This is a genomic window from Kitasatospora sp. NPDC036755 (assembly GCF_040636595.1).
GTDB lineage: Bacteria > Actinomycetota > Actinomycetes > Streptomycetales > Streptomycetaceae > Kitasatospora.
In genome coordinates this window covers 17,261-27,072 of sequence record NZ_JBEZUT010000090.1, presented here as the reverse complement: position 1 = coordinate 27,072, position 9,812 = coordinate 17,261, and the positions used below count along the sequence as shown (strand labels likewise).

The window sequence follows — 9,812 nt, the reverse complement described above, 5'->3', positions numbered from 1 at the left end:
CCTGGGTCCGTGATCCGGATCAGGGACAGTGTCTGGTGGGTAGTTTAACTGGGGCGGTTGGCCGCCGCCCCGGACCGGCCCGCCACCGCCGAGCCGGCCACGCCCACCGCGACCGGGACCGCGACCGCGACCGGGACGCCGACGTCCTCCGTGCCGCCCACGGCGCCGCCGCGGCCGCAGCTGCCCGCCGTGGCGCAGATCGCGGGCGCCAACGGCGCGTTGGACAACTACCAGTCCGAGGACAAGGACGGGAACATGGTCGGCACCTACTTCGTCAACGGGACTGCGGCGCAGCAGTGGCGGCTGGACAAGGTCGTCGAGGGGATGTACTACCTGCGCAACGCCTCCAGCAACTACACCAAGGCGCTGGACCAGGACCGCAAGTCCGGGCTGGTGCAGATCTGGTCGAGCCCGCCCGCCGACTGGAACCAGGTCTGGGCCATCGCGCCGGTCCTGGGCGGCTACCGGATCTCCAACGTCGCCACCCAGCTGTGCCTGACCTCCGAGGGGATCGGCGTGAGCACCCACGTGGCGAACTGCTCGGGCGCCCAGAACCAGGTGTGGACGTTCTCCTGAGCCGCCGAACGGCCCCCCGTCCGGCGGCTCACGCCGGCAGCCAGGACGGCCACTGCCGGCGGGGCCGTACGGCGGGCCCGCCGGGGCCGATCAGCCCGCGCAGCCGGCCCGCCTCGGGGGAGCCGATGGAGGCCAGGATGTCGTAGGCCTCCGCGCGGCACGCCCGGGCGGTGTCCTCGTTGCCGCCGTCGGCGAGCGCGTCGCCGAGCGCCGCCAGGGCCAGCCCCCGCCCCCGGCGGTCGCCGTCCAGGGTCAGCACCTCCACCGCCCGCCCGGCCGCGGCCACCGCCTCCTCGCCGCGCCCCAGGGCGCGCAGCGACTCGGTCAGCCGCAACAGGGTGCGGCCGGTGCGGCGCCGGTCGTCCGGCCGCAGCAGGGACAGGGCGTTGCGGTGGTGGCGCAGCGCCTGCTCGAACTCGCCGCGGTCGTGGGCGATCGTCCCCAGGGAGTCCAGGGCGAGGGCCTGGAGGCCGTGGTCGGCGAGCCGGTGGCAGATCAGCAGGGACTGGTCGACGACCCGCACCGCCGCGTCGTGGCGCCCGAGCTCGGTGAACGCGCCCGCCAGGTTGAGCAGTTCGGCCGCCACCGAGCGCCGGTCGCCCAGTCGCTCCCAGACCGAGATCGCCGCGGTGAAGCCCTCCAGGGCGTCGCCCGGCCGGCCGACCTGGACGAACAGGGCGGCCAGCGAGGCGTGGGCCAGGGCGAGCAGCGGCCCCGGCAGCCCGTGGGCGGTGCACAGCTCGCGGGCCCTGAACAGCTCGGCGAGGGCCGCGGGTTCGGAGCCGACCTCGGTCAGCAGCCGTCCGAGCACCAGCCGGGCCCGGACCTCGGCCGTCCGGTCGCCCTCCCGGACGGCGGCCTCCAGCAGCACCTTGGCGGCGTGGCCGAGCGGCCGGGTGGCCTGGCCGGTCTCGCTCGACAGGCCGCAGCCGAGCAGCAGTTCGGCCGCCAGGTCGAGCCGGGGCGGCGCGGGCAGGGCGGCGTACTGGCCGACCAGCGCGCCGACACCCTGGTAGTCGACGGGGTCGTGCGCGGCCGGCGCGGGGCAGTGGGCGCCGGTGGTGGACAGGGCGGCCCGGGCGGCGCCGTGGCCCAACGCCGCCGCGGCATCGGCGTGGTGGCGGATCATCAGGCGGGTCAGGACGGCGGCCGGCTCCTCGTCGCCGCCCGCCGCCGCGCCGTCCGCCGCCGCGCCGTCCGCGCCTGCCCCCGCGCCCGGGCCCGGGCCCGGGGCGAGTCGCAGCGCGAAGGCGCGCAGCAGGTCGTGGTACCGGTAGCGGTCCGGCGGCGCCGTCTCCAGCATCGAGCAGTCGACCAGGGATTCGGCCAGTTCCTCGGCCTCGTGCTCCGGCAGTCCGAGCACCGCCGCGACCGCGCCCGGCGTCAGCGCGGGCACCTCCGGCACCGCCAACAGCCGGAACGCGCGCGCCTGTTCGGCCGTCAGCTGGTCGTAGCCGAAGCGGAACGCCGACTCGACGGCGAGGTCCCCGGCGCGCAGCACGTCCAGCCGCCGGCGGTTGCCGGACAGCTTGTCGAGCAGCCGGTCCATGCCCCAGCCCGGCCGGCAGGCCAGACGGGCGGCGAGGATGCGCACCGCCAGCGGCAGGTGGCCGCAGAGCCGTACGAGCTCCGCGGCCGTGTCCGCCTCGGCCCGCAGCCGCTGCTCGCCGATCACCTGGCCGAGCAGGCCCAGGGCCTCCTGCGGGGCGAAGGCCGTCAGTTCCACGACGTGCGCGTTGGGCAGCGAACCGAGCCTGGCCCGGCTGGTGACGAGCACCGCGCTGCCGGGCCGGCCGGGCAGCAGCGGCCTGATCTGCTCGGCGTCCCGGGCGTTGTCGAGGACCACCAGCACCCGCCGGTCGCCGAGCAGCGAGCGGAACTGGGCGGAGCGTTCGGCGACCCCGGGGGCCAGCCCGTCGGCCGGCACGCCGAGGGAGCGCAGGCAGGCGGCCAGCGCCTCCTGGGGCCGGGTCGGGCGGCCGTCGGCCCCGTGCAGGTCGAGGTAGAGCTGGCCGTCGGGGAAGTCCGCGGCCAGCCCGTGCGCGACGTGCACGGCCAGCGCCGTCTTGCCCACGCCGGCCAGGCCCGACACGGCCGCCACCGGCACGGTGTGGGGGGCCAGCAGGACGGCCCGCAGCGCGTCGGTCTGGGCCTGGCGGCCGGTGAAGTCGGCGAGGTCGGCCGGGACCTGGGTCGGCCGCACCGCCCCCGGCCGCGGCGTCCGGTCCCGGTACGGCGGCCGGGCCACGGCGGAGACGGCGGCGGAGGGCCGGAGCGGCGCGGGCGGTACGGGCGGCACGAGGGTCGCGTCGGCCGCCAGGATCCGGCGCTGCAGCTCGCGCAGGCCGGGCCCGGCGCACACGCCGAGCTGCGTGGCCAGCCGCCGGTCCGTCGCGCGGTACACGCCCAGGGCCTCGGCCTGCCGGCCGGTGCGGTAGAGGGCGAGCATCAGCAGCTCGGAGAACCGTTCCCGGAGCGGGTGTTCGGCCACGACGGCGGTCAGCTCGGCGACGGCCTCGCCGGACGGCCCGGCCTCGACCTCGGCCTCCAGGCACGCCTCCAGGACGGTCACCCGCCGTTCGGCCCATTCGCCGCGCTGCCGCTCCGCGTACGGGCCTGGCAGGCCGGTCATCGGCTCGCCCTGCCACAGCGCCAGCGCCGACCGGAGCACGGCGGCGGCCCGGTCGTGCTCCCCGGCGGCGCGCAACTCCCGTGCCTCGCCGACGAGTTCCTCGGCCCGGTGGGTGTCCAGCCCGCCCGGGTCCACGGCGAGCAGGTAGCCGCCGCTGAGCGTGGTCGGCGCGGCCGCCCCGAGGACGCGGCGCAGCCGGTGGACGTACGTGCGGATCACGGCGGAGGGCTTGGCGGGCGGCTCCTCGCCCCACAGGTCGTCGACGAGCTGGCCGATCGACACGGGGTGGTTGGCCCTCAACAGCAGGGCGAGCAGCAGGCTCCGCTGCTGTGGCGAGCCCAGCGCGAGCTCACCGCCGTCCCGCCACCCCCGCAGCGGCCCCAGCACCGCGAACCGTAAACCACCCACCGGCCGTTCCCCCTCCGCCCACACCCGCGATTCCCCCGGGCGGGCATTTTACCGACCGCATCGCCCCTGCTCAGGGCGGCCGCCGCCGCGGGCCCGGGCCGCCCGCCGCGCCCGGCGAGCGGAACGGCCGGTTTCGGCCAGTCGTGCCGCCGGTGGATACATCCGTTCACGTCTTCGGCATGCTGACCGCACAGGTTGTCCATAACGCGACAAGGGAGTTGGCCATGCGTCGAATCGCTGCTCTGGGGACCGGTGCGGCACTGCTGGCGGCCGCCGGGGTGCTGGCGGCGCCGAGCGCCTCGGCGACCTCGTACTGCAGCACCACCCAGGGGACGAACTGGGGCTCGGTGAGCTGCCAGACCACCGCCACCAAGAATCACTGGCAGCTGGTGCTGGTCTGCAACAACGACAACGTCAAGGGCGTCCAGACGACGGTCATCGGCTCCTGGCACATGGGCAACGGCAGCGACACCCTCTACTGTCCGACCGGCTACAGCACCGCCTACACCAAGGTCAACAACGACAACTGACCCGCCGGGCCCAGGAGTCGGCCCCGTCTCGGCGGGGCCGACCCCTGGGCGCCGTGGTGCGGCCGGACCTCGCCTCGCCGAACAGCCCTGCCGTGTCGGCGGCTTGACGGTCACGGAATAACTGAGTTAGTTACTGAATTATGGACTTCACTGTTATCGCCCATGCCGTGGAAGTCGACCACGGGGTCAAGCGCCTCTCCATGCGGTTCATCAAGCGCTACGCGGCTCCGGAGCGCGCCCGGCTGAGTGTGGAGCTGTGCGAGAGGATCTCGGCGGCCCTGGAGGAGTTGGACCTGATCACCGTGCCGAGGCGGCTGCCGACGTCGGAGAACGAGTACGTCTTCGTTGTCCACAAGCAGAGCCCCATCGGTGAGGCGGTGTTGATCGCCTCGGCCGTCGCCATGATGGAGAGGTTGGGAACTCCGGCGATTCCGAACATCTTCGATCACTTTCCCCAGGCCCGGCATCAGCTCACCTAGCGGATGGATGGCCTGATGTCGCCCACTTCCGATCAATTGTGTTCAGCGGGGGCATCGTGCCACGAGTGCGACTCGGATGGCCGCTAGAGTCTCCAGGCGCTCGGCGGTCCACCGTCGGCGCGCCGGTCCCGGGGGGCTGCGCAGTGGGGCATGCCATTCGAACCACCCTCACCCTTCCGAAGGGTGGAGTTCGGGGCGGGCCTCGGGAGTTTTCTCGTTGAAGCCGCGGCGCAACCGGAGTTCAGTGCATGTCCATCGCAATGACGACGAAGGAGAACGTCTTCCCCGGGTTTCCCCTGCCCCCACTGCCCTTGCCGGACAGCGTCTACTTCATCGATGACTCCGGTAATTCAGATATAACGCTGTTCGGATTGATTCGTGTACCTCAGACCGGCGGAGAGCTGACGACCGAGGCCGCGTGGACGCGGTTCCTCGAGGAACTCGCGGGGAACCCGCACCTCGTCTTCCAGCCCGGCACCTACCTGCACGCGGTCGACCTCGTCGCCGGTCGGGGCGGCCTGCTGCACCACACCCCGGGGCTCGCTCCCACCAGGCGCCAGAAGGAGGAAGCCGCGGGCGTCGTCCGACGCGGGCTGCAGGTGCTGGCCGACGTGCCCGGCATCGGGGTCAGCGTCGTCTACAGCCGCCGGGCCAGCCGCGAGGCCGTCTACGGGGCGCTCGTCGAACAGCTCAACGACCGCCACGCATCGGCCGACAGCACCTGCGAGGTCGTCATGGACGGCAACGGGACCGAGAAGCGGCTCAAGGCCGCGCACCACGACCTGCCGCGCGACCGTCGTCACGTCATCGGGGAACCGCTCCTGGTGCCGGCCAGGCTCAGGCACCTGCTCCAGGCGGCCGACTTCGTCGCCCACGCGGGATTCCAGTCGCTCGTGCGCGATCCAGCGCGCGAATTCATGTGGGACTGGTTCCCTGAGGCCTTCCCGCAGGCCGACGCGCTGGTGGACCTCGGACGGCTTCGCCAATAGGCCGGGCCCCGGCGATCAGCCGGGGCCCGGGGCGGACCTGGTGCTCCGAATCGTCGGGCCAGAACCGCAGAAGACAGTGTTCCACACATTCCGCTTCATCCCCTTCAGCTCGGAGGATTCATGTCCGCATTCGACCGCCTCTCCAAGGCGATCCTCTGGAAACGAGAGCAAGTCGTCGTCTCCAGCGTCGAGTTGAGGCTGCCGACCGAACCCGTGAAGTCCTCCCAAACCGAGGTCGTCGCCGCCGGGACGGCCAATCCGCTCGCCCGCCTGCCGGAATCCGCCTGGGAGGCGGTGGCCGGCGCGGTGACCAACCCGGAGGCGGTGGCCGTCATGCTGCGGCCGACCGAGCAGGAACCCACCGGCCTGCTGCTGGAGGAGCACGTCGAAGGCGCGACGCTGCGCAACCTCAACACCCGGGTCTGGCTGAGCGAACTGCTGCCGGGCATCCAGCCCCGCACCGGGATGGAGGTGATGGACACCGCGGACCCGCAGGTCTCGGGCACGACCGAGGACGGCGGGCCGTGCGCCGTCGTGCGCTACCGCTACCGCGACCTCCAGCACCTGAAGGACCACGTCCGGCAGACCGTCCACAGCACGCTCGCCATCAACAGCTACGCGTCCTCCATCCTGGCCCGCAAGGTGACCAGGCCCTTGATCGTCCATCCGGTCGAGTTCGTCTTCGAGGACGGAACGGCGCCGTTCACCATGCTCGTCGTGCGGGACGGGATCACGCGCCTGGCCAGCGCCTGGTCGGTGCTGGCAGGGCCCGACGCCGACGCCGCCGACACCGCGGACCTGCTGGTGCGGCAGCTCTTCGGCACGGTGCCCGCGGAATCCGCCGCGAACGGCCCGCGCCTCGGCGAGCGACTCGCGGCCGCGCGCCGGGACTGGCGGGCCTCGCTCGCCGCCGCCTTCGCGGAGGCCAGGGTCGGCGACGACCTGGATGACCGGGGCATCCACATCGCGCAGACCCTCGTGGTGCCCGCGCAGATCGCGGTCGGCGCCCAGGGCCACCCCGGCCACCTGCTCGCTCCCGAGGACGTCTTCGACGACGCCATGCGCTCCGTGCTGGCCAGCGTGCACGTCGAGTTCAAGGCGTGGGACTCGGCCGCGCAGAACGTCGAGGTCGCCACCCGCGCCCTCAAGCGCGTCATCCAGCTCGGCGACACCGGCATGGGCGGGGAGACCCTGCAGGTCGTCTACGGCCTCGCCGTGGGCCGGATCCGGCCGGAGGAGATGCCCCGGCACTACGGCGACAGCCGTCTCCCCGGTACGGCGCTGTGGCGCGGCATCCAGCTCGTCCACGCCCTGACGAGGCCCGAGCTCTACGGCCAGCTCAAGGACCAGGCCAAGGCGATCAAGGGCGGCTCCCGCATGAGCACCAGGGGTTTCGCCGAACTCCTCGGCCCGATCGTCGACCTGCCGTGGCGCAGCCCGAAGAAGGCCGTCGCCAAGCAGGCACGCAACGCCTGGGGCAACGGCGGGGTACTCACGCGCGACGTCCTCGGCGAGTGGGACCCCGTCCTCACGGACGACTTCACGACCCTCGTCGAGCCCGCACGGGCGGGGGACACGGACGCCCGTTGCACCCTCGCCGTCGCCGGCGGGATCGCTCTGATAGCCGACAAGCTGCTCACCCGCAACGTCGGCTCCTCCCTGATGGCTCCGCGCGAGAAGGGCGGAGTGCCGCTGCGGGCCGACGTCAACGCGGTCATCGAGGGGCTGTCCACCGCGGGCAACGCGACGGGGCTGTGGATCCTCGCGCTGGCCGCGAACCGCTTCCGCGTGGACGGGCTTCCGGAGAACTCCAAGCCCGTGCGGCAGCTCGTACGGGTCGTGCCCGACGAGTCGCAAGCCCCGTACGTCCACCTGAAGGTGGATCCGGGCCGGCCGGACCGGATCGCCCGCGACGGCCACGGCGTCCCCGTCCCGATCTTCGAGTGGGACGTGGTGGTCGCGCACGACCCGGAGCGGGCGGAGGCAGCGATCAGGGACCACGTCGCGCGATCGTACGTCCGCATGACGGAGCCGGCCACCCTCTTCGGCGACCACGGGTACTCCGACGGCTCCGCGGACGGTCCGGCACCGGCGTCGCAGGGGCGGGAGGAACCGAAGCCCGACGACGCGTCCTTCACCGTCCCCGGCTCCGAGGTGCCCCCCGGGCGACGTGCCGCCGACCTCCGCCGCGCCCTGCGCGCCGGGATCGACAGCGCCCGGGCGGCCCTGAACGACCTGCTGGAGGTCGACCGCACCGCCGGGAGCTGGCCCCCCGTGCTGGAGCCCGACGACTTCGAGGACCTGGGCCAGTCGCTCGTCGGCCTGCAGACCGACATGGAGAACCTGCGCCGCAACATCCAGAGCGACGAGCAGCCGGACTGCGACGCCGAGGAGGACGAGGACTGACCGGCGCGCGCCGAGCCGAGCGCGCGCCGCTGTCCGGAACCGTCCGCCTCCCGGGCCCCCGAGCGGCCGACCTGCCGGCACCTCGGCGTTCCGGGCTCCGGCACCGCGCCCGCGCCCGCGCCGCGCTTGCGTCCGCGCCGGCGCCGCGACAGCCGATCGACAGCGGAGCGTTAGCGCCGTCCCCGACCGTGGGAACCCGCCGCACCCGGCGGCGGTCACCGAAGGAGGCGTGATGTTCAGCAAGAGGACGACCGGCAGGGCCGGCACGGCGGGCACGCGGACGCGCGGGGGTGTCGCCCTGCTGGCCGCGGCCGGCGCGCTGGTGCTCGGCGCCGCCCCGGCGGCCGTGGCCACGCAGGCCCCGGACACCGCCGAGGGCCCGGCCGGGGTGCAGTCGGCGCGCAGCACCGCGGTGTCGCTCTACAACGGCACCACGGCCAAGATCTACCGGAACTACAGCTCGCTGTCGCACGGCGTCTGGGACGACGCCACCCCGCCGCAGGCCATCGACAAGGCCTCGTCGGCGTCCTGGGGCTCGCACTCCTCCGGCTTCATGACGGGCACCGAGGGCGAGGTGCGCTACCAGCTGGAGTCGGGTGAGGCGACGATCCACTGGAACAACCCGTTCTCCGGCAGCAACAGCTACAGCTGCACCGTCCCCGAGGGCTACACCTGTTCCTGGACGGGCGGCTCGGGCAACAACGCCTCGGTCGACTTCACCCTGGGCGGCAGCCCGAAGACCCTCGCCGCCGCGCCGGCCGCGTCCGCCGAGCAGGCGAGCGCGCTCTCCGCGGCCCGGAGCACCTACGTCGCGCTCCAGAACCGCACCACGAACACCATGGACCGCACCTCCTCCTCGCTCTCGCACGGCACCTGGAGCGAGAACATGCTGCCGCCGGACCACATCTTCCCGAAGGACAACGGGTCCTGGCAGTCGGAGTCCAACGGCTTCATGACCGGCACCGAGGGCCGGGCCGTCTACAACATGTACGACGTGGGCAACGTCGAGATCTGGTGGGACAACCCCTACTCCGGCAGCAACAAGTACGACTGCAAGGTCCCCGACGGCTACACCTGCAGCCGGGACGGCGGCGGCGGCGACAACGCCAACGTCACCTTCACCGTGAAGAAGGGCTGATCCGATGGAGCGCATCCTCCGCACCCGCCCGGGCGTCAAGGCCCTGGCCGCGGCCGCCGTCGCCGCGATGACCCTCGTCCCGCTGGCCGCGTCCGAGTCGCTCGCGGCTCCCGCGCCCGCCACGGCACCGGCCGCCGGGCAGCAGGCCGGCGCCGCGGTCGCGCTCGCGGCCGGGATCACCCCCGGGCAGAGCTACGTCCTCTCCCCGCAGAACGCGCCCGACCAGTGGCTGGGCGAGAACGCCTGGAACAGCATCACCACCCAGGCCAGCCGGTGGTGGTACGGGCAGGACCAGTACCACCACGCCCTGTGGACCGCCCGTGACGGCGGCAACGGCGCCATCGAGTTCCAGAACTTCGACTTCGGCGGCAGCCTCCAGGACGACGGCGGCGCCGTGGAGGCGAACTGGGGCAACGGCGGCTCGTGGGACTGGGTCACCGTCGCGGGCCCCAGCGGCACCGTCGCGCTGCGCAACCGCGCCACCAACCGCTATCTCGCGCTCGCCGGGAACACCGCCGTCATGACGGCGGGCGCCTTCTACTGGTTCGTCGTCAACGCCCACCCGTAACCGGCGGGGGCCCGTCGCGTCCCACCGTTCCGTCCGCGCCACCACAACCCCGATCACGCCATGTGATCGGGGTTGTGTGTATGAGT

At 73.3% G+C, this 9,812-nt stretch carries 8 protein-coding genes; 7 read left to right on the top strand and 1 reads right to left on the bottom strand.

Going from position 1 to position 9,812, the window contains the following annotated elements; genetic code table 11:
* Positions 1 to 57 precede the first annotated feature (57 nt).
* On the top strand, positions 58 to 576 hold the full coding sequence (locus tag AB0E96_RS16170) for an RICIN domain-containing protein (protein WP_359823601.1): 519 nt from the start codon (positions 58 to 60) through the stop codon (positions 574 to 576).
* A gap of 28 nt (positions 577 to 604) precedes the next feature.
* Here AB0E96_RS16170 and AB0E96_RS16165 read toward each other — a convergent pair whose 3' ends face one another.
* Positions 605 to 3,616, bottom strand: coding sequence for a BTAD domain-containing putative transcriptional regulator (locus AB0E96_RS16165; protein WP_359823599.1), 3,012 nt, complete (start codon positions 3,614 to 3,616; stop codon positions 605 to 607).
* Positions 3,617 to 3,840: 224 nt separating this feature from the next.
* On the opposite strand from AB0E96_RS16165, the gene AB0E96_RS16160 reads away from it, so the two are divergent.
* From AB0E96_RS16160 to AB0E96_RS16135, 6 genes are all read left to right on the top strand, one after another.
* On the top strand, positions 3,841 to 4,146 hold the full coding sequence (locus AB0E96_RS16160; RefSeq protein ID WP_359823596.1) for a hypothetical protein: 306 nt from the start codon (positions 3,841 to 3,843) through the stop codon (positions 4,144 to 4,146).
* Positions 4,147 to 4,313: 167 nt separating this feature from the next.
* A complete protein-coding gene (locus AB0E96_RS16155; RefSeq protein ID WP_359823594.1) occupies positions 4,314 to 4,625 on the top strand; it encodes a hypothetical protein in 312 nt (103 codons plus the stop codon).
* 248 nt (positions 4,626 to 4,873) lie between these two features.
* Positions 4,874 to 5,614, top strand: coding sequence for a hypothetical protein (locus AB0E96_RS16150; protein WP_359823591.1), 741 nt, complete (start codon positions 4,874 to 4,876; stop codon positions 5,612 to 5,614).
* Between the two features lie 120 nt (positions 5,615 to 5,734).
* Positions 5,735 to 8,020 carry a hypothetical protein gene (locus tag AB0E96_RS16145; protein WP_359823589.1) on the top strand — a complete coding sequence of 762 codons (2,286 nt, stop codon included), beginning with the start codon at positions 5,735 to 5,737 and terminating at the stop codon, positions 8,018 to 8,020.
* Positions 8,021 to 8,252: 232 nt separating this feature from the next.
* Positions 8,253 to 9,158: a Crystal protein ET79 gene (locus tag AB0E96_RS16140; RefSeq protein WP_359823587.1), complete on the top strand. Its 906-nt coding sequence runs from the start codon at positions 8,253 to 8,255 to the stop codon at positions 9,156 to 9,158.
* 4 nt (positions 9,159 to 9,162) lie between these two features.
* On the top strand, positions 9,163 to 9,726 hold the full coding sequence (locus tag AB0E96_RS16135; protein ID WP_359823585.1) for a hypothetical protein: 564 nt from the start codon (positions 9,163 to 9,165) through the stop codon (positions 9,724 to 9,726).
* The last annotated feature ends 86 nt before the right edge of the window (positions 9,727 to 9,812 follow it).

Bases quoted from the DNA above. Each gene is read 5' to 3' on its own strand.
- AB0E96_RS16160 (WP_359823596.1), top strand. From the start codon at position 3,841: ATGCGTCGAATCGCTGCTCTGGGGACCGGTGCGGCACTGCTGGCGGCC.
- AB0E96_RS16150 (WP_359823591.1), top strand. From the start codon at position 4,874: ATGTCCATCGCAATGACGACGAAGGAGAACGTCTTCCCCGGGTTTCCC.
- AB0E96_RS16145 (WP_359823589.1), top strand. From the start codon at position 5,735: ATGTCCGCATTCGACCGCCTCTCCAAGGCGATCCTCTGGAAACGAGAG.
- AB0E96_RS16140 (WP_359823587.1), top strand. From the start codon at position 8,253: ATGTTCAGCAAGAGGACGACCGGCAGGGCCGGCACGGCGGGCACGCGG.
- AB0E96_RS16135 (WP_359823585.1), top strand. From the start codon at position 9,163: ATGGAGCGCATCCTCCGCACCCGCCCGGGCGTCAAGGCCCTGGCCGCG.